At 62.3% G+C, this 26,847-nt stretch carries 30 protein-coding genes and 2 pseudogenes; 16 read left to right on the top strand and 16 right to left on the bottom strand.

The genetic code is table 11. From position 1 onward, the window contains the following. Nucleotides 1–127: 127 nt before the first annotated feature. The 3 genes from G5575_RS02280 to typA form a co-directional block, all read right to left on the bottom strand. Complete coding sequence (locus G5575_RS02280; RefSeq protein ID WP_164532917.1) at nt 128–430, bottom strand: YggT family protein; 303 nt, start codon at nt 428–430, stop codon at nt 128–130. Nucleotides 431–566: 136 nt separating this feature from the next. Beyond that, a complete protein-coding gene (locus G5575_RS02285) occupies nt 567–1,175 on the bottom strand; it encodes a DedA family protein (RefSeq protein WP_164532918.1) in 609 nt (202 codons plus the stop codon). A gap of 144 nt (nt 1,176–1,319) precedes the next feature. Further along, the gene (gene typA, locus G5575_RS02290) at nt 1,320–3,134 is read right to left on the bottom strand and encodes a translational GTPase TypA (protein WP_164532919.1); all 1,815 of its coding nucleotides are present in this window, start codon (nt 3,132–3,134) and stop codon (nt 1,320–1,322) included. A 457-nt stretch (nt 3,135–3,591) separates the two neighbouring features. Between typA and G5575_RS21435 the strand changes: the two genes are divergently transcribed. Then, complete coding sequence (locus G5575_RS21435; RefSeq protein ID WP_328765897.1) at nt 3,592–4,929, top strand: PAS domain-containing protein; 1,338 nt, start codon at nt 3,592–3,594, stop codon at nt 4,927–4,929. 5 nt (nt 4,930–4,934) lie between these two features. On the opposite strand, the gene G5575_RS02300 is transcribed toward G5575_RS21435, so the two are convergent. After that, nucleotides 4,935–7,061 (bottom strand): putative bifunctional diguanylate cyclase/phosphodiesterase, encoded by a 2,127-nt coding sequence (locus G5575_RS02300; protein ID WP_164532920.1) that lies wholly within the window; start codon nt 7,059–7,061, stop codon nt 4,935–4,937. Between the two features lie 135 nt (nt 7,062–7,196). Continuing rightward, complete coding sequence (locus G5575_RS02305) at nt 7,197–8,420, bottom strand: argininosuccinate synthase (RefSeq protein ID WP_164532921.1); 1,224 nt, start codon at nt 8,418–8,420, stop codon at nt 7,197–7,199. Nucleotides 8,421–8,529: 109 nt separating this feature from the next. Between G5575_RS02305 and G5575_RS02310 the strand changes: the two genes are divergently transcribed. The 3 genes from G5575_RS02310 to G5575_RS02320 are packed head-to-tail and all read left to right on the top strand — an operon-like array spanning nt 8,530 to nt 10,233. Continuing rightward, nucleotides 8,530–9,174: a LysE family translocator gene (locus G5575_RS02310; RefSeq protein WP_164532922.1), complete on the top strand. Its 645-nt coding sequence runs from the start codon at nt 8,530–8,532 to the stop codon at nt 9,172–9,174. Continuing rightward, nucleotides 9,171–10,019 carry a 23S rRNA (adenine(2030)-N(6))-methyltransferase RlmJ gene (locus tag G5575_RS02315; RefSeq protein WP_164532923.1) on the top strand — a complete coding sequence of 283 codons (849 nt, stop codon included), beginning with the start codon at nt 9,171–9,173 and terminating at the stop codon, nt 10,017–10,019. The genes G5575_RS02310 and G5575_RS02315 overlap by 4 nt, the downstream gene beginning before the upstream one ends. Before the next feature lie 55 nt (nt 10,020–10,074). Beyond that, entirely contained in the window at nt 10,075–10,233 is a 159-nt protein-coding gene (locus tag G5575_RS02320; protein ID WP_164532924.1) for a YqaE/Pmp3 family membrane protein, read from the top strand. On the opposite strand, the gene G5575_RS02325 is transcribed toward G5575_RS02320, so the two are convergent. From G5575_RS02325 to thpR, 7 genes and pseudogenes are all read right to left on the bottom strand, one after another. Further along, the gene (locus G5575_RS02325; RefSeq protein WP_164533713.1) at nt 10,230–10,574 is read right to left on the bottom strand and encodes a restriction endonuclease; all 345 of its coding nucleotides are present in this window, start codon (nt 10,572–10,574) and stop codon (nt 10,230–10,232) included. The genes G5575_RS02320 and G5575_RS02325 overlap by 4 nt on opposite strands. A gap of 29 nt (nt 10,575–10,603) precedes the next feature. Further along, nucleotides 10,604–11,814: pseudogene (rlmN, locus tag G5575_RS02330) on the bottom strand (23S rRNA (adenine(2503)-C(2))-methyltransferase RlmN). A 173-nt stretch (nt 11,815–11,987) separates the two neighbouring features. Then, a complete protein-coding gene (locus G5575_RS20935) occupies nt 11,988–12,110 on the bottom strand; it encodes a hypothetical protein (protein WP_268904370.1) in 123 nt (40 codons plus the stop codon). Beyond that, nucleotides 12,107–12,331 (bottom strand): amino acid transporter, encoded by a 225-nt coding sequence (locus tag G5575_RS02335; protein ID WP_328765806.1) that lies wholly within the window; start codon nt 12,329–12,331, stop codon nt 12,107–12,109. The genes G5575_RS20935 and G5575_RS02335 overlap by 4 nt, the downstream gene beginning before the upstream one ends. A 1-nt stretch (nt 12,332) precedes the next feature. Then, entirely contained in the window at nt 12,333–12,836 is a 504-nt protein-coding gene (locus G5575_RS02340; protein ID WP_164532925.1) for an invasion associated locus B family protein, read from the bottom strand. Between the two features lie 82 nt (nt 12,837–12,918). Further along, nucleotides 12,919–13,440, bottom strand: a complete 522-nt coding sequence (locus tag G5575_RS02345; RefSeq protein WP_164532926.1) for an invasion associated locus B family protein — start codon at nt 13,438–13,440, stop codon at nt 12,919–12,921. Nucleotides 13,441–13,647: 207 nt separating this feature from the next. Continuing rightward, nucleotides 13,648–14,187, bottom strand: a complete 540-nt coding sequence (thpR, locus tag G5575_RS02350) for an RNA 2',3'-cyclic phosphodiesterase (RefSeq protein ID WP_164532927.1) — start codon at nt 14,185–14,187, stop codon at nt 13,648–13,650. Nucleotides 14,188–14,388: 201 nt separating this feature from the next. Between thpR and G5575_RS02355 the strand changes: the two genes are divergently transcribed. Together G5575_RS02355 and G5575_RS02360 are read left to right on the top strand one after the other, a co-directional pair. Beyond that, nucleotides 14,389–15,114 carry a Bax inhibitor-1/YccA family protein gene (locus tag G5575_RS02355; protein WP_164532928.1) on the top strand — a complete coding sequence of 242 codons (726 nt, stop codon included), beginning with the start codon at nt 14,389–14,391 and terminating at the stop codon, nt 15,112–15,114. Nucleotides 15,115–15,189: 75 nt separating this feature from the next. After that, nucleotides 15,190–15,687: a GNAT family N-acetyltransferase gene (locus G5575_RS02360; protein ID WP_164532929.1), complete on the top strand. Its 498-nt coding sequence runs from the start codon at nt 15,190–15,192 to the stop codon at nt 15,685–15,687. A 119-nt stretch (nt 15,688–15,806) separates the two neighbouring features. Here the strand turns inward: G5575_RS02360 and G5575_RS02365 are convergent, their stop codons facing one another. From G5575_RS02365 to acnA, 3 genes and pseudogenes are all read right to left on the bottom strand, one after another. Continuing rightward, nucleotides 15,807–16,190, bottom strand: coding sequence for a DUF2794 domain-containing protein (locus G5575_RS02365; protein WP_164532930.1), 384 nt, complete (start codon nt 16,188–16,190; stop codon nt 15,807–15,809). Between the two features lie 235 nt (nt 16,191–16,425). Then, nucleotides 16,426–17,159 (bottom strand): annotated as a pseudogene (locus tag G5575_RS22025) (DUF1223 domain-containing protein). Between the two features lie 303 nt (nt 17,160–17,462). Then, on the bottom strand, nt 17,463–20,153 hold the full coding sequence (acnA, locus tag G5575_RS02375; protein ID WP_164532931.1) for an aconitate hydratase AcnA: 2,691 nt from the start codon (nt 20,151–20,153) through the stop codon (nt 17,463–17,465). A 195-nt stretch (nt 20,154–20,348) separates the two neighbouring features. Between acnA and ccmA the strand changes: the two genes are divergently transcribed. The 6 genes from ccmA (at nt 20,349) to G5575_RS02405 (ending at nt 23,255) form a co-directional block, all read left to right on the top strand. Beyond that, nucleotides 20,349–20,936: a heme ABC exporter ATP-binding protein CcmA gene (gene ccmA / locus G5575_RS02380; protein ID WP_328765898.1), complete on the top strand. Its 588-nt coding sequence runs from the start codon at nt 20,349–20,351 to the stop codon at nt 20,934–20,936. Further along, nucleotides 20,933–21,610: a heme exporter protein CcmB gene (ccmB, locus tag G5575_RS02385; RefSeq protein ID WP_164532933.1), complete on the top strand. Its 678-nt coding sequence runs from the start codon at nt 20,933–20,935 to the stop codon at nt 21,608–21,610. The genes ccmA and ccmB overlap by 4 nt, the downstream gene beginning before the upstream one ends. Further along, nucleotides 21,607–22,368, top strand: a complete 762-nt coding sequence (locus G5575_RS02390; RefSeq protein WP_164532934.1) for a heme ABC transporter permease — start codon at nt 21,607–21,609, stop codon at nt 22,366–22,368. Before ccmB ends, G5575_RS02390 begins: the two co-directional genes overlap by 4 nt. Beyond that, nucleotides 22,365–22,511, top strand: coding sequence for a heme exporter protein CcmD (ccmD, locus tag G5575_RS02395; RefSeq protein ID WP_207632972.1), 147 nt, complete (start codon nt 22,365–22,367; stop codon nt 22,509–22,511). Before G5575_RS02390 ends, ccmD begins: the two co-directional genes overlap by 4 nt. Further along, nucleotides 22,511–23,044, top strand: coding sequence for a DsbE family thiol:disulfide interchange protein (locus G5575_RS02400; protein WP_164533716.1), 534 nt, complete (start codon nt 22,511–22,513; stop codon nt 23,042–23,044). The genes ccmD and G5575_RS02400 overlap by 1 nt, the downstream gene beginning before the upstream one ends. A 61-nt stretch (nt 23,045–23,105) precedes the next feature. Next, nucleotides 23,106–23,255 (top strand): Flp family type IVb pilin, encoded by a 150-nt coding sequence (locus G5575_RS02405; protein ID WP_164532935.1) that lies wholly within the window; start codon nt 23,106–23,108, stop codon nt 23,253–23,255. A 119-nt stretch (nt 23,256–23,374) separates the two neighbouring features. Here the strand turns inward: G5575_RS02405 and G5575_RS02410 are convergent, their stop codons facing one another. Next, on the bottom strand, nt 23,375–23,563 hold the full coding sequence (locus tag G5575_RS02410; protein ID WP_164532936.1) for a DUF1674 domain-containing protein: 189 nt from the start codon (nt 23,561–23,563) through the stop codon (nt 23,375–23,377). 97 nt (nt 23,564–23,660) lie between these two features. Here G5575_RS02410 and htpX point away from each other — a divergent pair, with 97 nt between their 5' ends. The 4 genes from htpX (at nt 23,661) to G5575_RS02430 (ending at nt 26,822) form a co-directional block, all read left to right on the top strand. Beyond that, nucleotides 23,661–24,644, top strand: a complete 984-nt coding sequence (htpX, locus tag G5575_RS02415) for a zinc metalloprotease HtpX (protein WP_164532937.1) — start codon at nt 23,661–23,663, stop codon at nt 24,642–24,644. Between the two features lie 5 nt (nt 24,645–24,649). After that, nucleotides 24,650–25,645 (top strand): transcription antitermination factor NusB, encoded by a 996-nt coding sequence (locus G5575_RS02420; RefSeq protein WP_164532938.1) that lies wholly within the window; start codon nt 24,650–24,652, stop codon nt 25,643–25,645. Continuing rightward, entirely contained in the window at nt 25,620–25,994 is a 375-nt protein-coding gene (locus G5575_RS20940) for an RsmB/NOP family class I SAM-dependent RNA methyltransferase (protein WP_164532939.1), read from the top strand. The genes G5575_RS02420 and G5575_RS20940 overlap by 26 nt, the downstream gene beginning before the upstream one ends. 108 nt (nt 25,995–26,102) lie before the next feature. Continuing rightward, a complete protein-coding gene (locus G5575_RS02430; protein WP_164532940.1) occupies nt 26,103–26,822 on the top strand; it encodes a hypothetical protein in 720 nt (239 codons plus the stop codon). Nucleotides 26,823–26,847: the final 25 nt, after the last annotated feature.

The following is a 26,847-nucleotide window of genomic DNA, read 5'->3' on the forward strand; positions in this document are numbered from 1 at the left end:
ACCCGCAACCGGCCGGCTGGGTCTAAGCGCCCATAACCGCCCCGCCCTCCATCGGGCCCCTTCCGGGGTCGAGGATGGCTGGGATTTCGTGGTTAGGCAATGCTTATTGCGGTGATTTGTCGCAGGCCTAGATACCGGCGCGCACCACGGCCGGATAGGCGTAGTAGCCGATGATCGACTGCAAGAAGAAGATGATCAGGAAGGCGATCAGCGGGGAGAGATCGAGACCCGAGAAATTGGGCATGAAGCGGCGGATCGGCCCCAGCACCGGTTCGGTCAGCTGGTTGAGAACGCGCCAGACGGCGGCGACGAACTGATTGCGCGTGTTGATGACGTTGAACGAGATCAGCCAGCTCATGATGATCATGATGAGCAGCACCCACCAGTAGAGCTGGAGGAGGATCAGGATGATATCAAGCACGGCGCGCATGGGCGTCTCCGGATGAGGAATGCGGATTATCTAGGGTCTGGCGCGCCTTGCGGCAAGTGGGCCGACAAGAGAAGGCCCCTCACCCGGCCTGCGGCCGACCTCTCCCCGAAGGGGCGAGGTAAGAAAGGCAAGAACGTCAGGCGCGCGCCTTGCTCGGCTTCCAGGTGATGACCTTGAAGAGGTAGAGCACGACGACGAGGCCGAGGACGAGGTAGCTCAGTGGATCGAGCACGACCTCGATGACCTCGTAGTGTTCGTGGAGGAGATAGCCGGCCAAGGTCAGGAAGGTGTTCCAGATCAGCGCGCCGGCCGTCGAGGCGAGGAGAAAGACCGGGAGGCTCATGCGTGAGAGGCCGGCGGGGATCGAGATCAGCGTGCGGATCAACGGGATCAGGCGGCCGAAAAGGACAATGACGGGCCCGAAGCGCTTGAACCAATGGACGGCGGTGTCGATCTCGTCGGCATTGAAGGCCATGACGCGGCCAAAACGGTCGGCCAGATAGCGGACGCGGTCAAGCCCGAAAAAGCGGCCAGCAAAATACCAGGGCAGCATGCCCACCACGGCGCCGATTGTGGCGGTGGCGATAACGCCGAAAAGGTTGAGATCGCCATTGGCGGCGGCAAAGCCGGCAAAGGGGATGATGAGTTCGGACGGGATCGGCGGAAAGATAGACTCCGCCAGCATGACCAGGAAAATGCCCAGATATCCGAGTTCGGAAATGGTCTGGATGATCCAGTCGGTCATGCGTGGCTCCTCAAGCACTGAATGTCACCCCGGCGAAGGCCGGGGCCCATCCTGGGGTCTACTCACGTTCGGTGAACGTTGGGTTATCTCAGGATGGATCCCCGCCTGCGCGGGGATGACACCGTGCGTGTGGATGCAGTCAGCTTAAGCCGACTTGGCGGCGCGGCTCATGCGCTTGCGGTCGTTGGGGTCGAGCCAGATCTTGCGCAGGCGGATCGACTTGGGGGTCACTTCCACATACTCGTCTTCGGCGATGTAGCCGAGGCTCTGTTCCAGCGTCAGCTTCTTGGGCGTGGTCAGGCGCACTGCTTCGTCCTTGGACGTGGTGCGGATATTGGTGAGCTGCTTGCCCTTGAGCGCGTTGACCTCGAGGTCGTTCTCGCGGGAATGCTCGCCGATGATCATGCCTTCATAGATGTCGACGCCGGCGTCGATCATGATCGGACCGCGATCTTCGAGGTTCCAAAGGGCAAAGGCCACGGACTGGCCGGTGCCGTTGGAGATCAGCACGCCGGTGCGGCGGCCCGGGAGCTCGCCCTTGAACGGCACGAAGGAGTGGAACAGGCGGTTGAAGATCGCCGTGCCGCGCGTGTCGGAGAGCAGTTCGGGCTGATAGCCGATCAGCGAGCGGGTCGGGACCAGGAGCTGGATGCGGGTGCGGCCAACGCCGGACGGACGCATGTCGGTGAGCTCGCCCTTGCGCTCGGTGAGCTTCTGGACGACAGCGCCGGTAAATTCGTCGTCGACGTCGATGATGACTTCTTCGACCGGCTCGAGGGTTTCGCCATTCTCTTCCTTGAACAGCACCTTGGGGCGACCAATGGTGAGCTCAAAGCCTTCGCGGCGCATGTTTTCAATCAAAACGGCGAGCTGAAGTTCGCCGCGGCCGGCAACGTCGTAGCTGTCGTTGTCGTCGCCCGGCGTCACGCGGATCGCGACATTGCCTTCTGCTTCGCGCATCAGGCGTTCGCGGATGACGCGGGACTGCACCTTGTCGCCTTCGCGGCCGGCCAGCGGGCCGTCATTGATGCGGAAGGTGACCGACAGGGTCGGCGGATCGATCGGCTTCGCTTCGATGGGCTTGGTGACCGAGGTGGCGCACAGCGTATCGGCCACGGTTGAGGTCACAAGACCCGCAATGGCGACGATGTCGCCGGCTTCGCCGATATCGACCGGGGTGCGCTCGAGGCCGCGGAAGGCCAGGACCTTGGAGACGCGGCCCTTTTCGACTTCCTTGCCTTCGCGGTTAAGCGTGTGGATCGGATCGTTCGCCTTGACCGAGCCGGAGGTGATGCGCCCGGTGAGGATACGGCCGAGGAAGGGGTTGCGCTCGATGGTGGTGACGAGCATGCGGAACGCGCCCTCTTCCACCTGCGGCTCAGGCACGTGTTCGATGACCTTGTCGAGCAGTGGTCCGAGATTTTCCTTGGGGCCTTCGGGCTCCATCGCCATCCAGCCCTGCTTGGCGGAGCCGTAAAGAACCGGGAAATCGAGCTGTTCGGGCGAGGCGTCGAGGGCGATGAAGAGGTCGAAGATTTCTTCAAGCACTTCGAGGTGGCGCTCGTCGGCCTTGTCGATCTTGTTGATGGCAACGATGGGACGAAGGCCCTGGGCCAGCGCCTTGCCGAGCACGAACTTGGTCTGCGGCATCGGGCCTTCGGCGGCGTCGACGAGGATCACCACGCCATCGACCATCGAGAGGATGCGCTCGACTTCACCGCCGAAGTCGGCGTGGCCGGGCGTGTCGACGATGTTGATGCGCGTGTCTTTCCAGAGCAGCGAGGTCACCTTGGCGAGAATGGTGATGCCGCGCTCGCGTTCGATGTCGTTGCTGTCCATGGCGCGTTCTTCGACGCGTTCGTTTTCGCGGAAAGAGCCGGATTGCTTGAGCAGCACGTCGATCAGCGTGGTCTTGCCGTGGTCAACGTGGGCAATGATGGCGATATTGCGCAGGGACATAGATGGAACAGCCTCGATTGGCATGATCCGTAAAACCACCCCAGGCGCTGTTGCGGATGGGCGGGCTAGGACAAACCATGCGGTATGAATATGCCGGAACAAATGGGAGTGGGCCCGGCAGGGTCGCGGGCTGCATATAGGAGAGGAGACTTTTGCACAAGGTCGCTATGCGCAAGGCGGCGATGCAGTAGGGAACCGGAGGGTTGCCCTTTGCGTCAATCTGCCGACCGATTGGACACGTATGGTCTTGCACAAGCGGGCCGTGCCATAAGCCAACACGTGCAGACCGGACCGATATAGTCTTCGATATGGATGTGAGGCGAATGGATCAAAACGAAGAGCAGCGGATCGAAGACGAGATCCACCGGGCTGCTGCGTCGCATGATCCATTTGCGGCAGCGGTGCGCACCACGCGCATGCCGATGATCATCACCGATCGCATCAGCACGACAATCCAATCGTCTTCGTCAATGACGCTTTCCTCAAGCTCACCGGCTACACGCGCGAAGAGATCATGGGGCGCAATTGCCGCTTCCTGCAGGGCGCAGGGACAAACGAGGCCGATATCGTGCGCGTGCGCAGTGCGATTGCGCGGCGTGAACCGATCGAGATCGACCTCCTCAATTACCGCAAGGACGATACGACCTTCTGGAACCGGCTGCTGATCTCGCCGGTCTTCGACGAAAACGGCAACCTCACCTATTTCTTTGCGTCCCAGTTCGATGTTTCTCCGGATCGCAACAAGCTTAAGGAGATCAAATCTTCGCATGACGACATCGAGGGCGAGATCGAGCGGCGCATGCTCGACCTCATGCAGCACGAGCAAAGAACCCGTTTTGCGCTTAACGCGGCAGGCCTTGGCCTCTGGACGATGGATCTTGCCACCAACCGGCTGATCGTCTCCCAGCAGTGCAAGATCAACTATGGCTATCCGCTCGAAAAGCCCATGAACTTCGAAGATGTGGTGGGCATCATGCATCCCGACGATCGCCAGCGCTTCGAGCTCGACATTGCCGCGGCGATCGAAAGCCGGTCGGATTTCGACATCGAGTACCGCGTCACGACCGAAAGCGGCGAGCTGCGCTGGGTGCAGATCAAGGGCCAGATCAACGTCGATGCGGCCGACCAGCCGCTTTCGATGGTGGGCGTCTCGCTGAATATCACTGAGCAGAAAGAGGCCGAGGAGCATCGAAAGCTCCTGTCTCGCGAGCTCAATCATCGCGTCAAGAATTCGCTGGCCATTGCGCAATCGGTGTTTGCGCAGTCCATCCGTTCGGCGACGACGCTGGAAGAAGCCCAGACCATTGCCTTTGGTCGCATGCAGGCGCTGTCGAGCGCGCAGGACCTTCTGACCCAGGAGGGTTTCACCGCGGCGAGCCTCGAAGGCACGGTCAAGACGGCGATCAAGGCCTTCGACGGTGGCGCCTTCCGCGTTGCGGGCCCGCGGATCATGCTGGGCGCCCGCGCCGTATCGGCCTTTTCGCTGGCGCTGCATGAACTTGCGACCAATTCAGCAAAATATGGCGCACTGTCGGTGCCCCAAGGCACCGTGACCATCCACTGGGAGATCGATCAGAACGACGATAGCCCGCTGATGCGGTTCTTCTGGGCGGAAATGGGCGGACCCAAGGTGGAAGCGCCCAAGCGGCGCGGTTTCGGCTCGCGCATTATCGAGACTTCGCTGGCGCTCGAAACCGGCGGCAATGCCAAGATGGATTTCAGGCCGGAAGGCCTCTTGTTCGAGGTGACCGCTCTGGTTTCGCATCTTGCCCGGGACGAGCCGAGCGCCGTCTAGCGGACTCAAGACGCCTTTTGGCGCAGCTGCTTCTTGGCGGCGTCGGAATGGAGCAGATTGGCCAGCGCAGCCGGCTGCAGCGGCGGGGAGAACAGGAACCCCTGGACTTCGGAGACGCCGTGTTCGCGCACGATCGCCATCTGCTCTTCGGTCTCGACGCCTTCGGCAGTCGTGGTCATGCCCAAGGCCTGGCCGAGCCCGATAATGGCCTTGATGATGGCCTGGCTGTCAGCGCGCGTGGCGATATCGGCCATGAACGAGCGATCGACCTTGATCTTGTCGAAGGGAAAGCTGCGCAGATAGCTCAGCGACGAATAGCCGGTGCCGAAATCGTCCATGGAAATGCGAATGCCCATGGCGCGCAGCTCATGGAGAGCCGCGATCGTCGTTTCGCTATCGGTCAAAAGCAGTGACTCGGTGATTTCGAGTTCGAGCCGCGTGGCGTCGATCCTAGCGGCAACCAGCGCCGCTTTGACCTGCGCGACGAGGTTCTTCTGCCGGAACTGCACGGGCGAGAGATTGATGGCAATGCGCACGTCCTCGGGCCAGGTGGCGGCGGCAAGGCAGGCCTGCTGCAATACCCACTCCCCGATCGGCACGATGAGCCCGGTTTCCTCAGCCACCGGGATGAACTCGGCCGGTGACACGGTGCGATCGTCATGGTCCCAGCGCAGCAGCGCTTCGACGCAGGTGACCCTGTTGTTGTCGAGACCGAGCAGAGGCTGGAACATCAGGCGCAGCTCGTTGCGGCTCATGGCAAGGCGCAAGCCGGCCTCTATGGAGCGACGCTGCTGCAGCTCGGCATCCATGCCAGTCTCGAAGAAGTGGTAGGTGGAGCGCCCCTCGGCCTTTGCCTTGTAGAGCGCAAGATCGGCGTTCTTGACCAGCTGGTCGGTGGTGGTGCCATCCCCGGGCCCGACCGCAATGCCGACCGAGGCGCCGATCTCGATCTGCTGGCCGCCGATATTCATGGGCGCGCGCATGGCCTTGACGATGCGATCGGCAACGCGGGCCGCAGCGTCCGTGCCGTCGATAGGCCGCAACAGAAGGGCAAATTCGTCGCCACCCAGCCGGGCGAGGAGATCGGTTTCCCGCGTCGTGCCCCAAAGCCGAACGGCGGCCTGCTTGATCACCTCGTCGCCTACCGCATGGCCGAGCGTATCGTTGACCGCCTTGAAGTGGTCGAGGTCGATATAAAGAACGGCGGCCATTTCGCCGCGCCCTAGCGCCGCCTCGGTCTTGGCCATCTGCTCCAGGAACTCGATACGGTTGGGCAGGTCGGTCAGCGCATCGTGGCGCGCCAGGTGCTGGATCCGCGCTTCGGCCTGGCGCTGCTCGGTGATGTCCTCATGCGTGGACACCCAGCCGCCATCCTTCATCGGATGGTGCTGCATCAAAATTGTGCGGCCGTTGAGTTCGTGGACGTTCTTGCCATATTCGCGGCGGGCAATGACCTCGCGGCGCCATGCGATATATTCGTCCTTGGTCCCGCCCGCTTCCATGCCTTGGTCGAAGAGATGGCCCAAAATGTCTTCGAGCTGGGTACCGGGGCGCAGGTAGGTGACCGGCAGGTTGTAGATCCGCGCATAGGGCTCGTTGCAGATCACCAGCCGACCCAACGCGTCCATCATGCAAAGGCCGATCGAAATATTGTTGACCGCAGCGTCGAGCCGGATGTTTTGCCGCTCGAGCTCCATCTTGCGCTTCTGCACGATTTCGGCGCGCGCGATCTCGTCGGTGATATCCTCATGCGTAACCACCCAACCGAGCTTGTCGGAATAGACATTGGCGGTTTCGATGATGCGATTGCCGACCGCCATTTCCTGGCTTTTCGCCCTCGCACCGGCCTTGTTGTTCAGCAACTGGCTGGAATAATGCTCGTAGAAGGCTTCGGCGGTCTGGCCGGGGTGATTGCCCAAGCGCACCGAGAGATGGACGATATCCTCGAGCGTCATGCCGCGATGGATGGCGTCTTCGGAAAAGCCGTAGAAGTCGCGGTAATGCTTGTTCCACATGACGAGGCGGAACTGCGGAGACCACACGCAAAAGCCATAAGGAATGTTTTCGAGCGCCGCATCGAGCAGCAGCGCTTCGGCAACTTCACTCATGGAGCCGGCGTCTTCCGACCGCATTAGTCACCCCATCTGTCCAAGAGCCAAATAAGGCCCGACGTGTGACGCTACTGTGACAGGTTTAACGCAGGATTAAATGGCGCCTCCGCAATCGATATCATCGATCACAAATGAAGGCGCCAGAAGTGGTTAGGTCTACTGCCCGGCCTTGGCGTTACGGGCAGCCCAAGTCTTGAGACGGAGGCCGTTGAGGCGGATGAAGCCTTCGGCGTCGTGGTGGTCATAGGCCACCGCGCCCTCTTCAAAGGTCACGAGATCCATGTTGTAGAGCGAGTGCGGCGAGGAACGGGAAATGACATTGGCCGAGCCCTTGTAGAGCTTTACCTGCACGTCGCCCGACACATAGGTTTGCGACTTGTCGATCAGGGCCTGCAGCATCTCGCGCTCCGGCGAATACCAGAAGCCATTATAGATCAGCTCGGCATATTTGGGCATCAGCTCATCCTTGAGATGCGCTTCGCCACGATCGAGCGTGATGGATTCAATGCCACGGTGGGCCGCCAGCAGGATCGTGCCGCCGGGGGTCTCGTAGAGGCCGCGCGACTTCATGCCGACAAAGCGGTTTTCGACGAGATCGAGCCGGCCGACGCCATGCTTGCCACCGAGCTCGTTGAGCTTGGTTAGAAGTGCTGCCGGCGACAGCTGTTCGCCATTGATGGCGACCGGATCACCTTTTTCGAAGGTGATGGTGATGATCTCGGCCTGGTCGGGCGCCTTTTCCGGATCGGTGGTGCGCTGAGCGACATAGTCCGGGAACGGCACGGCGGGGTCTTCCAGCACCATGCCTTCGGAAGACGTGTGCAGGAGGTTGGCGTCGACCGAGAACGGCGCTTCGCCGCGCTTGTCCTTGGCGATCGGGATTTGGTTCTGCTCGGCATAGCTCAGAAGCTGTGTGCGCGAGCGAAGGTCCCATTCGCGCCATGGGGCGATGACCTTGAGGCCAGGCATCAGCGCATTGGCGGTGAGCTCAAAGCGAACCTGGTCATTGCCCTTGCCGGTGGCGCCATGGGCGATGGCATCGGCGCCGGTTTCGCGGGCAATCTCGACCAGATGGCGCGCGATCACGGGGCGGGCGATGGAGGTGCCGAGAAGGTATTGGCCTTCGTAAAGCGCATTGGCGCGGAACATCGGGAACACGAAATCGCGCACGAATTCTTCGCGCAAGTCGACGATGCGGATGTCCTTGATGCCGAACATCTCCGCCTTCTTGCGTGCGGGATCGAGCTCTTCACCCTGCCCGAGGTCGGCCGTAAAGGTCACGATCTCGGCCTGATAGTGCTCCTGCAGCCATTTCAGCATAATGGAGGTGTCGAGCCCGCCCGAATAGGCCAGCACGATCTTCTTGATGTCATTCGCCATGGTGTTCACGCTTGTGCAAAGGGGCGCCAAGGCCCGTCAAATCGGGCGCACCCTAGTCAGGACCGGGCATTGGTGCAATTGTCCGGCCCAAGATTCTTGAGCCACCACCATGCCCTTCGTCCCCGACGTGCCTGTCATCCTCGCCTTTGCCCTGGCGACGGTAATCCTTGCCATTACCCCCGGTCCCGACATGGCGCTGCAGCTCAGCCGCGCCATCAATTACGGACGCCCGCATGGGCTGGCGGCAATGTTCGGGGCCATGGCGGGCATAGTGGTGCACACCACCCTCGTTGCCTTCGGCATTTCGGTTCTGATCGTTGCCGCGCCGCCCTTGTTTCTGGCGCTCAAGATCGCCGGCGCGGTTTATCTCCTCTACCTCGCCTATGGCGCTATCACCCAAGGCGGTGGCCTGCGCATCGCCGCGGCCGCACCGCGCGCGCCCAGCGTAAGGCAGAGTTTCATGACAGGGATCGGCATCAACCTGCTCAATCCCAAGGTCGTTCTGTTCTTCATGACCTTTTTGCCCCAATTCGTTGAGGCGCACGATCCCGGCGCCACCGGCAAACTGTTCTTCCTGGGGCTCGAATTTGTGTTCATCTCGATACCGTTAGGGCTCGTCACGGTTTTCGCTGCCGACTGGCTGGCTGCAGCCTTCAAGCGGTCGATCTGGGTCGAGCGCGCGCTGAACTGGAGCTTTGCGGCAATCTTCACCGCGTTCGCCGCCACCATCCTGACCGCGCAGGCCCGGCATTGAACTACCGTCACGCCTTTCACGCCGGCAATTTCGCCGACGTCGTCAAGCACACGATCCTCACCCGCATCCTTGCCTATCTCATGCGCAAGGACGCCGCTTTCCGGGTGATCGACACCCATGCCGGTGTCGGCATCTACGACCTTTTCGGCAACGAGGCCGAACGCACCGGCGAGTGGCAGGACGGCATCGGCCGTTTGATTCACGTGAAACTTCCCGAGCCTGTCGCCGCTTTGCTCGAGCCCTATCTCGCCTCGGTCCGCGCGCGCAATCCGAACGGCACGCTGCGCTACTATCCCGGCTCGCCCATGATCACCCGGCAGCTGCTCCGCGAACAGGACCGGCTGATGGCGCTGGAGCTGCATCCGGGTGACGCCTGGGCGCTCAAGAAAAACTTTGCCGACGACTTTCAGGTGCGCGTCACCAATCTCGACGGCTGGGCAGCTCTGGGCACCCATCTGCCGCCAAAGGAAAAGCGCGGCCTTGTACTCGTCGATCCGCCTTTCGAAGAGAAGGGCGAGTTCGGCCGCATGGTCGCAAGCCTCCAAAAGGCCCATGTGCGCTGGCCGGGCGGCATCTACGCCTACTGGTACCCGATCAAGGAACCCGCTGAGGTTGAAGGCTTTGTAAAAGACCTTGAAGCGACCGGCATTCCCAAGATCCTGCGCATCGAACTGACAATCCGACCTGCTTCGCAACCAGCACGGCTGCATGGCACGGGAATGGTCGTGGTCAATCCACCCTTCGTGCTGGAAGAAGAAATGCGCACGGTGCTCCCGGTTTTGGCGAAGCTGCTGAGCGACGAGGATCGGGGACGCTGGTCGGTCGATTGGGTCGCAGGCGAGTAGAGCAACGTTTGCGCCGCCATCCTCGTTTTGCCCGCGAACCAGAGGGAAACGCAGCGTGGATATTCTTCGCATCATCTTGTCCGTGATTATTCCGCCCGTGGGCGTATTCCTGCAGGTGGGACTGGGCCTGCAATTCTGGCTCAATATCCTGCTGACGCTGCTGGGATATTTCCCGGGCCTGATCCATGCGATCTGGGTGATCCTGCGCCGCTAGTCACGCTGACGCTTGGCGCCCCTGCGCGCTTTGGTCATGCGCGTCGGCGCATGGAAGTTCGGCGGCTTAATTTTCACCCAGGCGATGAATTCGGAAAGTTCGGGATCGCTGCGCAGGCTTTCCACGTCCGCCAACCTCTTGGCCAATTCGGTTTCCGAAAACCGGGCATGGATGGCGCTGTGGCAGATCTGGTGGAGGCGCACCGTGCCCTTGTGCGTCCCGCCCTTGAGGCGCGGCGTCAGGTGATGGCGGCTGGATTTTGCATCGGCAGGGATCGGCCGTTCGCAGAGCGGGCAGATATCCGGCGCACGCCGGGCGGCAGCAGCTTCTGCTGCCGCAATGGCCTCGTCGACGCGGCGTTGCGATGGCTTCACAGCGCCAGGATCGCCTCGCGGTCCTTTTTGCTCAAGCGTTCCGATTCGCTCTTGAGCTGGCCACAGGCGGCAAAGATATCGCGGCCACGCGGGGTGCGCACCGGCGAAGCATAACCGGCGCGATTGACGATATCGGCGAAGCGCTCGATGCGTGAAGACGGCGACGTGCCGTAGTTCGAACCCGGCCAAGGGTTGAACGGGATCAGGTTGATCTTGGCGGGGATGCCCGCGAGCAGGCGAACCAGTTCCTTGGCCTCGGCATCGCTGTCGTTGATGCCGTCCAGCATCACATATTCGAAGGTGATGCGGCGTGCGTTGGAAAGTCCCGGATAATTGCGGCACGCGTCGAGAAGCTCGGCGATCGGCCATTTCTTGTTGATCGGCACGAGCACATCGCGCAGGTCGTCGCGCACGGCATGCAGCGAAATGGCAAGCATGACGTCGATTTCGCGGCCGGTCGGCTCGATATAGGGCACGACGCCAGAGGTCGAAAGCGTGATACGGCGCTTGAAATCGACATGCCGTCGCCGGCCGAAGCGATCAGCAGCGCCTGCTTGACGTTGTCGTAATTGTAGAGCGGCTCGCCCATGCCCATCATCACGATATTGGTGATGGCGCGAGACTCGCCACCAGGCACGAGACCACCGTCGGCGGGACGCGAACCGCCCGGGAAATCGCCAAGACGCTCGCGCGCCATCAGGATCTGGCCCAGGATTTCGCCAGCCGTCAGGTTGCGAACGAGCTTTTGCGTACCGGTATGGCAGAACGAGCAGGTGAGCGTGCAGCCGACCTGGGAGGACACGCAGAGCGTTCCGCGGTCGCTTTCCGGGATGTAAACGGTTTCGACTTCCACCGCCGGCATGTTTGGGTTTTGCGGATCGCGGAAGCGGAACAGCCACTTGCGGGTGCCATCGACTGAAATCTGCTCGGACGCAATTTCGGGCCGGTCGAGAACAAAGGTGTCGGCAAGCTTCTTCTGACGCACGGGCTTGGCCACATTGGTCATGCGGTCGAAGTCGGTCACGCCATTAACGTAGAGCCAGTTCCAGAGCTGGCTGGCCCGCATCCGACCCTCTTTTTCGCCGACCACGTCATGGCCGACCAGCGCCTGCGCCAGATCCGCCTTGGAAAGACCGATAAGCGACGGCCGCGCCGACGAGGCGGGACGAAGGGCGGTCGAATGGTCAAGGTTCAGCGCAATGCTCATGGCAGGCACAAAGGTCCGGATGATCGGGGAGTGACGAGGCCAATAGCATATGGTGCGCAAAAGCGCAAAGCTTCGAGCCGTCACGAAGGGCTGATCGCTCCGGGGAGCGATCAGAGGCAAGAAGGCCAAGAGAGCTATGCTAGAATGGCCGGTCGTAGGGAAGCGGATGTGCCCTATTCGCCGGCCGCCGGGTGACGAGGCTTCTTCGGCCGATCAAGCGTGGTGGCCCACCAGGCGATAAATCCGACGCCAGCAAAGAAGACGCCATAGCTGAGCAGGAGCATGGGATCCGTCATTCTTCCAACCCTCCTAGAGTTTGTCTTGCCAGCAAATGTAGGCCGCTACTGGCCAAGATACAACCAAACACCAGAACGGGAACGATCGACGACGTCGGCCCGCTCAGCGTCATCGACACCACCGGCGCAAAACCACCAACGCCGAGAACGGCCATGCCGACGCCATTAAGATACGTCGCTGTCAACTTCCGCTGTTCGTTTCGGACCAGCTTGTTGCTCACCTCAGCATTCGGCGCCGACGGCTTGCTGCGCGGCGGTGGCGCCGGACAGCGAATAGGTCTGGGTAACGCTGGTGCCGTCCGCCGCCGTGCCGGTAACGACAAGCGTCGAGCCGGCGCGGATGGCGGCGGCAAGGTTCGATGCTTGTCCGGCATCGTCGAGCCAGGCAGCGTCGCCCTGGGTGAACAAGGCAAATTCCTGGCCGCCGACACTGGCGGTGGCAACCGACCCGGTTTGGAAGGTGTAGCCGGCAACGACATTGAACTCGCCGGCGACATCCTCACCCGGGCGGTCAGTCACATAAAGATAGGCATCGCCAAGGCCAGCAGGCTCGGGTTCGGTCGTTTTCGGCCGGCTCATGGCAAAGCAGATCGAGCCAGAACCGTCATCGGCGGCATAGCTCGACCAATCGCGGAAATCTCCGAGCACGCGCGCCGATTGCGCCTGGGCAGGCAGCACTGCCGCAGCGGCAAGGAGAAGGGCGAGGCTGAGGGATTTCTGGATCATGGATGCGGGCTCTTAAATAGCAAAGGGCGACGGGCAGGACCCGGCGCCCAGTTATGGCGTTTGCGGCGTGCGGGGCAAGCCCTTACTGGCAGGCCGCATCGATGGCGTTGACCGCGGCGGTGGCACCGGACAGGGAATAGGTATCCACGGTATTGGTTCCGCGCTGCGAGGTGCCGCGCACCACCATCTGCGATCCGCCCTTGAAGGCCTGGACGAAGCCGGGCTCGTCGGCATTGGAGGCCAGCCAGGCGGTCGAGTCGCGCGCCGCCATCGTGTAGCTCTTGCCATCGATGGCAACAGAGGCCTTGGCATCCGAACTGTTATAGGGATAGCCGATCTGGGTCTGGACTTCGTTCTTTGAGCCCATCCCCTTGCGATGGACGATCAGGAACTTGATCGGGTCGCGATTGGCGCCGGCGGGTTCGCTCGACTGCGGCTCGCCGATGATGAAGCAAAGCTGCCCGCTCTGGTCGGTCGCGGTATAAGCCGACCAGGCATTGAAGGTGCCAAGCTCGGTCGCCTGCTGCGCTTGGGCGGCGGGCGCCAGAGCCATGACTGAAGCGACCGCAAGCCCGAAAAGGAGGCCGGTGGTTTTCGTCGTCATCGCCTATTCATCCTCTAAATAAAAATCTTAGGAGACTGCCTGCCCGCACAGTGCCCCAACATGGTTACCAAGACGTCAAATCCCGCCGGTCTTGACCGTATTTGCCTCAAATGGAAGCCAAAGGCGGCGGCATTTGGGCACCAAGCTTGTGTCGGTCTCCCGTTTCGTCCGGAACGGTAAAGGAAGCACTAACAAGGGCGTGAGAGATCACGAGGAGAGCGGGTAAGTCTCTTCGACGACATAGGGCCCACCGCCCGTGGACTCGCGGCTCGAATAAAGGACGAAGCGGGCCGGCACGAAGCTCAGCGGCTCGAACATGGCGGCTTCGGCGATGAAGCGCGCAAGTTCTTCGGCCGATGTGCCGCGCAGCCGGGCAAGCGTCACATGCGGCACGAAGCGTCGGCCTTCGGGCTCAAGACCGGCGCGCTGCAGCACGCGTTCCTGCGCCGATTGCAGCCGTGAAAGCGCCTCGGAAGGCTCGACTCCGGCGAAAAGCGCCCGTGGCTTGTCTCCGCCGAAACTGCCCAGATGCGTGAGGCGCACTAGGAAGCGCAGGGAGTTGGAGAGCCGGTCCAGGCTATCGACCACGTCATTGGCGGTCTGGGCATCGATATCGCCGATGAAGCGCAACGTTATGTGGTAGTTCTCGGGATCGATCCAGCGCGCGCCTGTCAGCCCGCCGCGCTTGAGCGATAGGGCGAAGCCAAGATCGGGCGGGATTTCGAGACCGGTAAAGAGCCGGGGCATGGTTTCCTCCCTGGCGGCAGGCGCACGATTCGTCGCTTGAGCCTAGCACAGCATGCCCAGTGGACCAGTCCACCGTGTCGCAGGCGGCCATTAATCCTTGTCATTGGGCGATAGCGTCCCCATATTCACCGGCAAGTGGCAGTGCCAATGCCCACCGGCGGTAACAAGACCGCAAGTTCATTTGGGAAAGGGAACCAAAGAATGGCTGAATATGACCGTCAGACCCTCGGTGCGCGGGCCGGCTCGGCCTTGGCCATCGACGAGGGCCTTCGCAGCTACATGCTGCGCGTTTACAACTACATGGGCGTCGGCCTCGTTGTCACGGGCCTTGTCGCCTATTTCACCAGCCAGTGGGCTCTGTCGAGCCAGGCCAATGCCGAACTGCTTTACGGCAGCCCGCTTGCCTGGGTGATCATGCTCGCTCCGCTGGGCTTCGTCCTGGTGCTGAGCTTTGGCATCAACAAGCTTTCCGTGCCTGCCGCGCAAGCCGTATTCTGGGCCTTCGCAGCCGTCATGGGCCTGTCGCTGAGCTCGATCTTCCTCGTCTATACCGGCGCTTCCATCGCCAAGGTGTTCTTCATCACGGCCGCAACGTTCGGCGCGATGAGCCTTTACGGCTACACCACCAAGCGCGACCTCACCGGCATGGGCAACTTCCTGATGATGGGCCTGATCGGCATCATCATCGCCTCGATCGTGAACATCTTCATGGGTTCGACCATGCTCGACTTCGCGATCTCGGTGCTCGGCGTGCTGATCTTTACCGGTCTTACCGCCTACGACACCCAGAAGATCAAGGAAAGCTATTCGGAACACTACGGCGCCGACGTTATGGCCAAGAACGCCATCATGGGCGCTCTGAGCCTCTACCTCGACTTCATCAACCTCTTCATGATGCTGCTCCGCCTCTTCGGCAACCGCGAGTAACATCGGCCTAAAATTGGTTGGACGACCAATCGGACCGCAGCCTAAAAGGGCTGCGGTCTTTTTGTTTGGTCCGCCATGTCCTCATTCCAGCTTCGCCCTTTCCAGTGGTCCGACGTTCCGGCGATCACGACGATCTACCGGCATTATGTCGACCACACCGCCATCACCTTCGACACCGAAGCGCCGGGCGAGGAAGCGATCGCCGAAAAATATGCCGGGCTCAAAAAACTCGGCCACCCGCTGATCATTGCCGAGCGCGAAGGGCGGACCGTGGGCTACGCCTATGCAAGCTTTTACCGTCCCCGGGCGGCCTATCGTTTTACTTGCGAAGACTCGATTTACCTCGATCCCGAGGAAAAGGGTCGCGGCATCGGCAAGGCGCTGCTCACCGAATTGCTGGAGCAGTCGCGCGCCTTTGGCTTCAAGCAGATGCTGGCCGTAATCACTGCGGACACCGCCAACTCCATCGCCATCCACGAAAAGTTCGGGTTCAAGCGCGTCGGCTATTATGAGGCCGTGGGACTGAAGTTCGACCGCTGGCACGACATCGTGCACCTGCAGCGCGCGCTGTAGCGACGCTGGAAACCCAATAGACCTCATCCTGAGCCTGTCGAAGGACGAGGTCGTGGCACCATCTACGCGCCCGACCTCGTGGTTCGACAAGCTCACCATGAGGTCTCAGATCAGTCTACCTAGCCGACCACCATCAGATCGGGATCGAGCACGCGAAGCACCTGCGCGAGGTCGTGGCCGCGCTTGAGGACGCGGCCCTGCTGGTTGGTGACCATGAACTGGCCCTGCCGGTTGCGCAGCTTGGGGTTCTTTTCGACGACGAAGAGCGGGCGTTCGGACACACGGGCATAGATCGAGAACAGCGCCCGGTCCTTGAGGAAGTCCATGGCATAATCTCGCCAGTCGCCGGAGGCGACCTTGCGGCCATAGACAGAGAGGATCAGCATCAACTCGCGGCGCTCGAAGGCCACGACGGGAGGCGCCGGACGCACTGGTTGCGGCTGTGGTTCGCCCACATGCACCAGCGAAAGATTGGCCTTGGATTGATCTGGTGGACCCTGCAACGCGGCCCTCTACTCTGTCACGACACGGTCATGATCGGCCCATTCGGTGGCGAAAACAAGGGCGGAAAATTCCCCATTTTGGTCACGCTTTGCCCGCGATGAAGCCAGAATGAAAGATCAGGTTGCACGCATCGGCAGCCGGGCATCTGAGCCCCCAAACCTGAAACCCGGTTGCCGATCCTCCAATAGAGTCAAGTCGCCCGCTCCCTGCCCCCAAGGAGCGGGCTCTTTTGCGCTAGAACTCGTAGACGGCAGCACCCAGGATCGGACCCGGCATGCCGTTGCGCTCCTGCTGCACGAGAAGGGCAAAGCCGCCATTGTCCTGGCCACGAAGCTCGGCAAGCGGCAGCTTGATCTGGGCGCCGGTCTTGGCTTCCCACATGCCCAGCATCTGCCGGTCGGTCACCACCTGCGTATAGACCATTGCCTTGCCGGCATTCTCGCCGCTGTCGATATCGACCTTGGCGCGGTCGAGATAGCGGACCAGCCAGATCCCGGCATCGCCCAGCCCGGCATCGGCGGGAATGCCGATCTTGAGCATGTCACCGTGCTTTTCCATGGTCAGCGCCAGCGGCAGCTGCGCCGAGGCAACAGCGTCCTGGACTTCGTCGCGGCGAGAGCCAACAACGCCTTCCTCGCCATTGATTACCATTTGCGGGGTGAAGATGCTGGACGACCCCAGCTCTTGGCATAGCCGCGCTGGCGATCGGAAAAGGCGGGGGCAGCAAAGGTGTCCTGCCAGCCGATATAGTCCCAGTAGTCGACATGGTAGGCCAAGGCCACAACGTCGTCGCGACCGGCAAGGTTGGTCAGCATCGCGTCCGCGGGCGGACAGGAAGAACAGCCCTGGCTGGTGAAAAGCTCGACCACGGCCTTGGGCTCGCCGCGAAGCGTTTCCGCCCCGGCTGAGGCGGGGAGCAGAAGCGCGGAAGCGCCAGCGATTAAGGCAAAAACGGGGCGGCTGAACATGAGGATGTTGTAGGCCGGAGAAGTTAAGACCGGCTAGTCAAAACGGGGTGAGAGGCAAATTCTTGAGCGCTGTTGCCTCTGCCCCACCCCACCCCACCCTCATTCCCTCCCCCTCAAGGGGAGGGAGGCGATGAACATCCGCTTAGAGCCCGATACTAGCGGCTCTTTAATCTCCCTCCCCTTGAGGGGAGGGTAGCGCAGCTTAGCCGTGAGGCTTAGCGGAGCTGGGTGGGGTGGGGGCCGCGCACCTAAAAATAGCGGCCCTGAAGGACCGCCATCATTTCTCGAAAATGTAAGCGCTGCTTACGCGGCGACGAGGCTGCGCAGCACGTAGTGCAAAATGCCGCCATTCTTGAAGTAGTCGAGTTCGTTGGCCGTATCGATGCGGCAGCGGGTTTCGACGTTGAGCACCGAGCCATCGGCACGGGTGATCTTCACGTTGACCACGGCACGCGGCACGATGGTTTCGACATTGAGAATGTCGACCGTTTCAGTGCCATCGAGGCCAAGGCTCTGCCAGCTGTCACCGTCCATGAACTGCAGCGGGATGACGCCCATGCCGACGAGGTTGGAGCGGTGGATACGCTCAAAGCTTTGGGCTATCACGGCCTTGACGCCGAGGAGATTGGTGCCCTTGGCCGCCCAGTCACGCGAAGAACCGGTGCCATATTCCTTGCCGGCAAAGATCACCAGCGGCGTGTTTTGGCTCTGGTAGGCCATCGCGGCGTCGTAGATCGCCATCTGCGAGCCGTCGGGCCCAAGCGTGTAGCCGCCTTCGACGCCATCGAGCATCATGTTCTTGATGCGGATATTGGCGAAGGTGCCGCGCATCATGACTTCATGATTGCCACGACGGGCGCCATAGGAGTTGAAGTCCTTGGGCGCAACCTGATGCTCCATAAGGTATTTGCCGCCCGGTGTGCCCGACTTGAACGAACCGGCTGGGGAAATGTGGTCGGTGGTGATCGAGTCGAGGAAGAGCGCCAGCACGCGAGCCGAAACGATATCGGTGACCGCCTTGGGCTCAATGGTCAGGTCTTCGAAATAGGGCGGGTTCTGCACATAGGTCGAACCGCCGTTCCAGCCATAAGTTTCGCTGCCTTCGACGGCGATGCCCTGCCAGTGCTCGTCGCCTTTGAAGACGTCCGAATAGCGCGAGCGGAACATGTCGGCATTGACGTGCTGGCGCACGATTTCGGCGATCTCATGATTCGAGGGCCAGATGTCCTTGAGATAGACTGGCTGGCCGTTCGAGCCGGTGCCGAGCGGTTCGGTGGTGATATCGACATTGAGCGTGCCGAGCAGCGCATAGGCGACCACCAGCGGCGGAGAGGCGAGATAATTCGCACGCACGTCAGGGTTCACGCGGCCTTCGAAATTGCGGTTGCCCGAAAGGACCGAGGCGGCGACGAGGCGCTTTTCGTTGATGGTGTCGCTAATAGCCTGCGGCAGAGGACCGGAATTGCCGATGCAGGTGGTGCAGCCATAGCCGACGAGATTGAAGCCGATGGCGTCAAGATCGTCCTGGAGGCCGGCGGCAGTGAGGTAGTCGGTGACGACCTGCGAGCCGGGGGCCAGCGAAGTCTTGACCCAGGGCTTCGAGTTGAGGCCCAGCGCACGCGCCTTGCGGGCGACGAGACCGGCGGCGACCAGCACCGACGGGTTGGAGGTATTGGTGCAGGAGGTGATGGCGGCAATCACCACCGAACCATCGGTGATGGTGTAGTCGGCACCGGCGACAGCGCCTTCGGTGAAGGGAGCGATGTCGTCGCCACGGCCGGCGGAAAGATCGGGCAGCGCCTTGAGGAAGGCTGGGGTGACGTCCTTGAGCGCCACGCGGTCCTGCGGGCGCTTGGGGCCCGAGAGCGAGGGCACGACGGTCGAAAGATCGAGCTCGAGAGTGGACGTAAAGGTTGTTGGGTCTTCGCTTTCCGTGGTGCGGAACATGCCCTGCGCCTTGGAATAGGCTTCGACCAGCGCCACGCGATCGGCGTCGCGGCCGGTGGTGGCCAAGAACTTGAGCGTATCGGCATCGACCGGAAAATAGCCGCAGGTCGCGCCATATTCGGGCGCCATATTGGCGATGGTCGCCTGGTCTTCGAGGCTGAGGTAGTCAAGGCCCGGGCCAAAGAACTCGACGAACTTGCCGACCACGCCCTTCTTGCGCAGCATTTCGGTAACCGTCAGCACGAGATCGGTGGCGGTGATACCTTCGTTGATCTTGCCGGTCAGCTTGAAGCCCACGACTTCGGGGATCAGCATGGTGATCGGCTGGCCGAGCATGGCGGCTTCGGCTTCGATGCCGCCGACGCCCCAACCGAGAACGGCCATGCCGTTGACCATGGTCGTGTGCGAGTCGGTGCCGACCAGGGTATCGGGGTAAGCGACGGTCTCGCCGTCTTCTTCCTTGGTCCAGACGGTCTGGGCCAGATATTCGAGGTTCACCTGGTGGCAGATGCCGGTGCCGGGCGGAACGACGCGGAAATTGTCGAAGGCCGACTGGCCCCAGCGCAGGAACTCGTAGCGTTCGCCATTGCGCTCGTATTCGAGCTCGACATTCTGCTCGAAGGCCAGCGGCGTGCCGAAATTGTCGACCATCACCGAGTGGTCGATGACGAGATCGACGGGCACCAGCGGGTTGATCTTTTGCGGATTGGCACCGAGCTTGGCGGTGGCGTCGCGCATGGCAGCCAGATCGACCACCGCGGGAACGCCGGTGAAATCCTGCATCAAGACGCGCGCCGGGCGATAGGAGATTTCGTGGTCAGACGTGCGCTCGACCAGCCAGGTGGCGACCGCCTGGATATCGGCCTTGGTGACGGTGCGGTTGTCTTCAAAGCGCAAGAGGTTTTCGAGCACGACCTTCATCGAGCCGGGCAGGCGCGAAACGCCGGTCAGGCCGTTCTTTTCGGCTTCGGCGATGGAGTAATAGGTGTAGGTCTTGCCGCCGACCGTGAGCGTCGACTTGGATTTGAAGCTGTCTACAGAAGTCACTTGGCTCCGCCCTTTGCTGCTCGAAACACAAAGCTTTCGGGCGGTGGGGCCGATCGAAAGTCATGCGTTTTCTGGAATGTTTCCAATCTCTAAGGGCTTATAGTCAATCGTGGGAGGCCTTGCCAGTTCTACCTTGGCTCCAATACGAGATGGGGTCATGACCCAAGGGCAAGTCTATTCCCCCTATCGCTGCGCATCCAAGGGCTAGCCGTGGGCCGCGGCGAGACGATTCTGGCGCGCGGTCTGGCGCTGGACGTTGCCGGTGGCTCGGGGCTCCTGCTGCGGGGGCCGAACGGGTCCGGCAAGTCGACGCTGCTGCTGACGCTGGCGGGTCTTCTCGCGCCGGTCGAGGGCACGGTGACGATCGAGGGACACGACCCGGACGACGGCCCTGCCCTCCACTATTGCGGCCACCGCAATGCCGTCAGGGCCAGGATAACAGTGCGGCAAACGCTGGACTTTTGGGCGGCGCTCAACGGCCACACCGGCTTGGGTGCCGATGCGGCGCTGGAGCGCGTCGGACTCGGCAAGACGGCAAAACTGGATGCCGGCTACCTGTCGGCGGGCCAGCAGCGACGATTGGTGCTGGCACGGCTTCTGGTGTCGCGCCGCCCGCTGTGGTTTCTCGATGAACCCAGTGCGGCTCTGGACGCGGATGGACGCGTGCTGCTGGCGGAATTGCTGAGCGCCCATCTGGCCGAAGGCGGGCTCGCTGTCATCGCCACCCATGACGATATCGCCGTTTCCGCGCTCACGACATTGCAGCTGGGAGCCGCGCCGTGACCGGCTTCCTGAGCGTCATCCGTCGCGACCTGCGTCTCGCCTTTGCTGGTGGCGGCGACGTGCTTACCTTGCTCTTGTTCTTCATTATCGTCGGCGCCATCGTGCCCTTTGCCGTGGGCCCGGACCAGGAGCTCTTGTCGCGGATTGCGCCCGGCGTGGTCTGGATCGCGGCATTCTTGTCGATGCTCCTTGGCTTGGACCGTCTGTTCCGCCCCGATCTCGAAGACGGCACTCTTGCCCTCTACCGCCTTGCCGACCTGCCGCTCTCCGCCGTGATTGCCGCAAAAGTGATCGTCCAGTGGCTGACCTCGGCTTTGCCGCTGATCGTCGCCTCGCCCTTCCTTGCCGTGATCCTCACCATGGATCTCGACACTTTCTGGCGCACGGTATTGTCGCTGCTGCTCGGCACCCCTGCCCTTGCAGCATTCGGGGCCTTTGGGGCCGCGGTCACCGTCGCCATACGCCGCGGCGGCCTGCTGGCGCCGATCCTGATTGCGCCACTCTGCGTACCGATCCTGATCTTCGGCATCGGCGTCATCGCGCCGCTGGGCGGACCGGGCCAAGGCACTGCCGCCATGCTCTTTCTTGCGGCACTCAGTCTCATGGCGCTGGCACTCACTCCCTTTGCCGCCGCGCTTGCGATAGCATGGGGGAGGAGTAGAGCGCCACCATGAGCATCGACACCACACCCAAAATGAACTGGTGGAACCGGCTGGCCCATCCCGGACAATTCGTCCAGTGGACGCGGCCGCTGATCTGGCCGCTGGTCGCCCTGACGGCGCTGCTGTTTGCGGCGGGTCTCTACTTTGCCTTCTTCAATTCGCCGGCCGACTACCAGATGGGTGACACTGTGCGCATCATGTATGTGCATGTGCCCACCGCCTGGCTCAGCCAGTTCGTCTACGGCACCATGGCAGTTTCAGCGCTCGGCACCCTGGTCTGGCGCCATCCCATGGCTGACGTCTCGATGAAGGCCGCGGCCCCGCTCGGCGCAGCTTTCACGGCCATGGCGCTTTTCACCGGCTCGCTCTGGGGTCGACCTACCTGGGGCACGTTCTGGGAATGGGACGGTCGCATGACCTCGACCCTCATTCTCCTTTTCATCTATCTCGGCATCGTCGCCCTTTGGCGCGCTTTCGACGACCAGCTGAAGGCCGCGCGCATCGTTGCGATCTTTACCCTCGTTGGTGCGGTCAACGTGCCGATCATCAAGTTTTCCGTCGATTGGTGGTCGACGCTGCATCAGCCGGCCAGCGTCTTTACTGCCGACGGCCCCAGAATGCCGGGCTCGATCCTGACGCCGCTTTTCGTCATGTTCTTTGCCTTCACCTTCCTCTTCATCACGCTGCAGCTCGTGGCCATGCATACCGAGGTCAAGCGCCGGCGGGTGATGACGCTGGAGCGGAAGGCTGCGCGGGGAGACGCCTCATGATCGAACTGGGCCAGCACGCCGAATTTATCATCGGCGCCTATTGCGGCGTGTTCCTCGGCGTCGCAGCGCTGATCGGCTGGACCATTTTCGATGCCCGGCGCACCGCGGCACGGCTGGTCGAGCTTGGAGATAAACGCCCTTGATGCGTTATCTCCTGTTCCCGCTGCCGCTTTTAGCCCTGATCGGGCTGGTCGCCGTTTTCGCTACTTCCATCGACCGCGACGCCAGTCTTGTCCGCTCCGTGCTGATCGACAAGCCCGCGCCGCAGTTTACCCTGGCTGCGGTCGATGGCATCGACGTGCCTGGCTTCGACACTGCAGCGCTTCAGGGCGCGCCGACCCTGGTCAATGTCTTTGCTTCCTGGTGCATTCCCTGCCGCGACGAGCATCCGCTGCTTGAGGATGTGAAAGCCGAGACTGGCATCCGTTTATTCGGCATAAATCATTCCGATGCGCCGGAAAATGCCGCGGCCTTCCTCGCCGAACTGGGCAATCCCTATGATGCCATCGGCGCCGATCGTGACCGTCGCGTATCCATCGACTGGGGTGTCTATGGCGTGCCCGAGACCTTTTTGGTTGATCGGAGCGGCACCATCGTCTTCAAGCATGTGGGCCCGCTGACGCCGCAAACGATCGAAACCGAAGTGCTCCCCGCCATCGCAAAGGCGCAAAGCTAGGCCATTCACCTCCTGTTCAGGATTGCTTGTGCATCTTGGACCTATGCGGTCGAGTAAGCCTATGTTGTTGCGTATATTGCGAAATCTGTTGCGAGACGAGACCGGCGTGAGCGCCGTCGAATACGCGCTGATTGCTGCCATCGTGACGGTGGTAACGACCTTTGCCGTGTCTGCGGTAGGCTTCAATATTACCGATATTTTGCCGGGGTGAGCGCCCATTCTCCCACCCACCGGCTGTCACCCCGGCCTTGAGCCGGGGCCCATCTTGAGATCTCAGGATGGATCCCCGCCTTCGCGGGGATGACATCGCGAATTTGACTAGGACAGCGTCTAAAAATCGCTCGTCAGCCCCTTGATCTCCCAATCGCCATAGCGGCTTGGCTCGAGCCCGCCGCGGCCGCCCTTTTCCTTGGGCGCCATGGCGGTCGCGGCATCGATCTCGCGGCGGCGTTGTTCGGCTTCCTCAAGTGCTCGCTGCGCTGCCGGGGACAGCACCTTGGCCTGGCTTTCCTCGTCCATCGCTCTCGCTCCATGACAAATAGGGGTGCCCGCTTGCGCGGAACTCGGTGACGCACAACATAGTTCGTCAAGAGATCCAACCCAAGGGGCACGACCCATGTTCAACGGCATGCGCACCTTCGTTCTTCTGGCCGGCATGACCGCGCTGTTCATGGTCGTCGGCTATTTCATCGGCGGCACCAGCGGCATGTTCCTGGCGCTGGCCTTTGCCGCCGCGACCAACGTCTTTGCGTTCTGGAACTCCGACAAGATGGTGCTGCGCATGCAGAACGCCGTCCCCGTCGAACGCTCGCAGGCGCCCGAGCTCTATGACATGGTCGATGTCCTCTCCAAGCGGGCCGGCATTCCGACCCCGGCGGTCTATGTGATCCAGTCCGAGCAGCCCAACGCCTTTGCCACCGGCCGTGACCCCAACAATGCCGCCGTCGCCGTGTCCTCGGGCCTGCTGCGGCAGCTTGAGACGCGCGAGGTCGCCGGCGTCGTTGCGCATGAGCTGGCCCACATCAAGAACCGTGACACGCTGACCATGACCATCACCGCGACCCTGGCCGGTGCGATTTCGGCGCTGGCGCAGTTCGGCCTGTTCTTCGGTGGCGGCAACAATCGCGACAATCCTCTAGGCGGCATCGGCGCGCTGTTGATGGTGTTTCTGGCCCCGCTCGCCGCCATGGTCGTGCAGATGTCGGTGAGTCGCACGCGCGAATACGAGGCCGATGCCGACGGCGCGGCCATTTCCGGCGATCCGCTGGCGCTGGCTTCGGCGCTTAACAAGATCGCGACGCTTGCCGGCCGTCAGGTCAATGTCGCGGCCGAGCGCAACCCGGCCATGGCGCATATGTATATCATCAACCCCCTGTCCGGGCAGCGGATGGACAACCTCTTCTCAACCCACCCCGACACCGGCAATCGCATTGCCGCGCTGCAAAAGCTTGCAGCCGAGATGAGTGTGGACGATAAGGGCCGCCGGCCCCAGCCCCGTCCGCGCAGCCCCTCCGTTGGCAGCGATATCGGCGGCGGCTGGCGCGTGCCGACCGTGGGGCGCACCGAAGACGATGGCGGTGCGCGCGGTCCCTGGGGATAGAATACGTGGCGCAACGCAGCGATCCGGCGGGGCTAAAGCTCCGCCTTGCCGCCGCCCAACGGCTTCGTGCCGTTTTGGGCGGCGAACATTTTTCACCTCTGTCTGCGGCCGAGCTGCCCGATGGCCGCGATCGTGCGCTCGCAAATCGGCTGATCACCACCGCCCTGCGCCGCCACGGCCAGATCGACTTCATGATGCGCGACCTGCTCGACAAGGGCATGCCGGCAAAGTCGGGGAGTTTTGAAGCCGTGCTGCGCCTGTCTTTGGCGCAGCTCGTGTTCCTTCCCGATCTTGGCGCCCACTCGGCGCTGTTCCTTGCCGTCGAAGCCATCAAGCGCGATCCCAAAGCGCGCCACCTTTCGGGCTTGATGAACGCCGTTTTGCGCAAAGCGCAGGGCAATTCCGCGCGCTATGGTCTTCTCGAAGACCGCATGCTGCTGCCGCCCGAGCTCAGCAATGGATGGCGCGCGGCCTATGGCGCTGAGGCGGTGCAGCACTTCACCGATGCCTTGGTCGCCGGCGCGCCGCTCGACCTCACACTGCGCGATGATGACGCGAAGCTGATCGAGGCACTCGGCGCTGAGCGGCTGAGCGGCGATACGGTGCGCGTGGAAAGCCGCGACCGCTCGGTCGATGCCCTGCCCGGCTTTGCCGAAGGCCGCTGGTGGGTGCAGGACGTGGCCTCCGCCATTCCCGCTCGCTTGCTCCGCCTGCCAGAGGGCAGCACCGTTCTCGATCTCTGCGCAGCGCCGGGTGGCAAGACCGCGCAGCTGAGCAAGGCCGGGTACAAGGTCACCGCGCTCGATAGCGATGCCGTCCGGCTCGAGCGGCTGAGGAGCAACATGGCGCGGCTTGGCTATGCGCCGGATGTCGTGGAGGCCGACGCGGCCCATTATGCGCCGCAGACGCTGTTCGACGGCATTCTCCTCGACGCCCCCCTCCGCCGCCACCGGCACCTTCCGCCGGCATCCGGAAGTGCTGTGGCACCGGTCGGCCAATGATATTGCCGGCCGCGTGCGGTTGCAGCGCTCGCTGCTCAGCAATGCCCTGCGCTCGCTCAAACCCGGTGGCACGCTGATCTATTGCGTCTGCTCGCTGGAAGCGGCTGAAGGCGAGGATCAGGTGCAATGGGCGCTGGACGCCTTGCCGGAGCTCGAACTTTCCCCGGTTCGGGCCGATGAACTCCCAGGTCTCCCAGGTGCCGTCAGTGCCAAGGGACTTGTCCGCACCCACCCCGCCATGCGGCCGGGTGAAAGTGATGGGGAATGGACGGCTTCTTCGTGGCGCGATTCACGCGAAAGGGTTAAGCCTTTCCTAACGCATTGCGCACAAAATCCGCATTGTCGTTGAAGGGCTTACACTTGGCGCCGCTGGGAAGGCGGCGCCACGAGGGACAGTATAAGTGAACTTGACCGGCATGAGACCATCCGGCCGCGCCCCTTCGAGGGCTGCGCAGCCATGGTAGGCGGGCGGCTGATCGGCCGTGGCCGCCGGCTGGCCCTCGGCATGGCCGACGGCCTGGTCACCATGCCGCTCCTGCGCTGGACCTGGCGCGGCCAGATCGATCACGCCTTTGCCGGCGACCTGCCCGACTTCCGCCCCTCCGACCAGGACGCCGTGCGTGACATGATGTCGGGGCGCTATCTCCTGGCGTCGAAACTTTTCGAGACGCAGGGAGCTTCGCCGTTTTCGCTCGAGGTCGACCACGCCGATTGGTGGAACAATCTCCATAGCTTTTCCTGGCTCCGGCACTTTCGCGACGTGCGCGATCCCGGCGAGAAGTATTTTGCCCGCACGCTCGTGCTCGATTGGATCAGCCGCGAAGGCCAGTTCGAGCACGATAGCTGGACCCTGAGCCTCACCGCCCAGCGGGTGCTGAACTGGCTGCGCCACTTGACGCTGGTGCTCGACGGCGCCACGCCGGAGCAGGCCAGACCACCATCCAGCGCAGCTTGGGCACACAGGTGCAAAGCCTTCGGGTGCGCGCCAATCTCTCTTCCGACCCGGTTGAGACCCTGTTTGCCGCCATCGGCCTGGTCGGCGCCGAGCTCTGCAATGCCGCCGACGTGCCCGATGTGGAGCCTGCGGTGGGACGGCTCGATGCGGTTTTGGCAAGCCAGCTCGATGTCGATGGTCTCCATCTCACCCGCAATCCGAAACTGCAGCTGCAGCTGCTGACAGAGCTAGCGAGCCTGCGCCGCGC

This window comes from Devosia aurantiaca, from assembly GCF_011058215.1.
Taxonomy (GTDB): domain Bacteria; phylum Pseudomonadota; class Alphaproteobacteria; order Rhizobiales; family Devosiaceae; genus Devosia; species Devosia aurantiaca.

Excerpts from the sequence above, each read along its gene's own strand:
- G5575_RS02280 (WP_164532917.1), bottom strand. The coding sequence starts at position 430 with ATGCGCGCCGTGCTTGATATCATCCTGATCCTCCTCCAGCTCTACTGG.
- G5575_RS02285 (WP_164532918.1), bottom strand. The coding sequence starts at position 1,175 with ATGACCGACTGGATCATCCAGACCATTTCCGAACTCGGATATCTGGGC.
- typA (WP_164532919.1), bottom strand. The coding sequence starts at position 3,134 with ATGTCCCTGCGCAATATCGCCATCATTGCCCACGTTGACCACGGCAAG.
- G5575_RS02300 (WP_164532920.1), bottom strand. The coding sequence starts at position 7,061 with ATGCGGTCGGAAGACGCCGGCTCCATGAGTGAAGTTGCCGAAGCGCTG.
- G5575_RS02305 (WP_164532921.1), bottom strand. The coding sequence starts at position 8,420 with ATGGCGAATGACATCAAGAAGATCGTGCTGGCCTATTCGGGCGGGCTC.
- G5575_RS02310 (WP_164532922.1), top strand. The coding sequence starts at position 8,530 with ATGCCCTTCGTCCCCGACGTGCCTGTCATCCTCGCCTTTGCCCTGGCG.
- G5575_RS20935 (WP_268904370.1), bottom strand. The coding sequence starts at position 12,110 with ATGACGGATCCCATGCTCCTGCTCAGCTATGGCGTCTTCTTTGCTGGC.
- G5575_RS02340 (WP_164532925.1), bottom strand. The coding sequence starts at position 12,836 with ATGATCCAGAAATCCCTCAGCCTCGCCCTTCTCCTTGCCGCTGCGGCA.
- G5575_RS02345 (WP_164532926.1), bottom strand. The coding sequence starts at position 13,440 with ATGACGACGAAAACCACCGGCCTCCTTTTCGGGCTTGCGGTCGCTTCA.
- thpR (WP_164532927.1), bottom strand. The coding sequence starts at position 14,187 with ATGCCCCGGCTCTTTACCGGTCTCGAAATCCCGCCCGATCTTGGCTTC.
- G5575_RS02355 (WP_164532928.1), top strand. The coding sequence starts at position 14,389 with ATGGCTGAATATGACCGTCAGACCCTCGGTGCGCGGGCCGGCTCGGCC.
- G5575_RS02360 (WP_164532929.1), top strand. The coding sequence starts at position 15,190 with ATGTCCTCATTCCAGCTTCGCCCTTTCCAGTGGTCCGACGTTCCGGCG.
- G5575_RS02390 (WP_164532934.1), top strand. The coding sequence starts at position 21,607 with ATGAGCATCGACACCACACCCAAAATGAACTGGTGGAACCGGCTGGCC.
- ccmD (WP_207632972.1), top strand. The coding sequence starts at position 22,365 with ATGATCGAACTGGGCCAGCACGCCGAATTTATCATCGGCGCCTATTGC.
- G5575_RS02400 (WP_164533716.1), top strand. The coding sequence starts at position 22,511 with ATGCGTTATCTCCTGTTCCCGCTGCCGCTTTTAGCCCTGATCGGGCTG.
- G5575_RS02405 (WP_164532935.1), top strand. The coding sequence starts at position 23,106 with ATGTTGTTGCGTATATTGCGAAATCTGTTGCGAGACGAGACCGGCGTG.
- G5575_RS02410 (WP_164532936.1), bottom strand. The coding sequence starts at position 23,563 with ATGGACGAGGAAAGCCAGGCCAAGGTGCTGTCCCCGGCAGCGCAGCGA.
- htpX (WP_164532937.1), top strand. The coding sequence starts at position 23,661 with ATGTTCAACGGCATGCGCACCTTCGTTCTTCTGGCCGGCATGACCGCG.
- G5575_RS02430 (WP_164532940.1), top strand. The coding sequence starts at position 26,103 with ATGGTAGGCGGGCGGCTGATCGGCCGTGGCCGCCGGCTGGCCCTCGGC.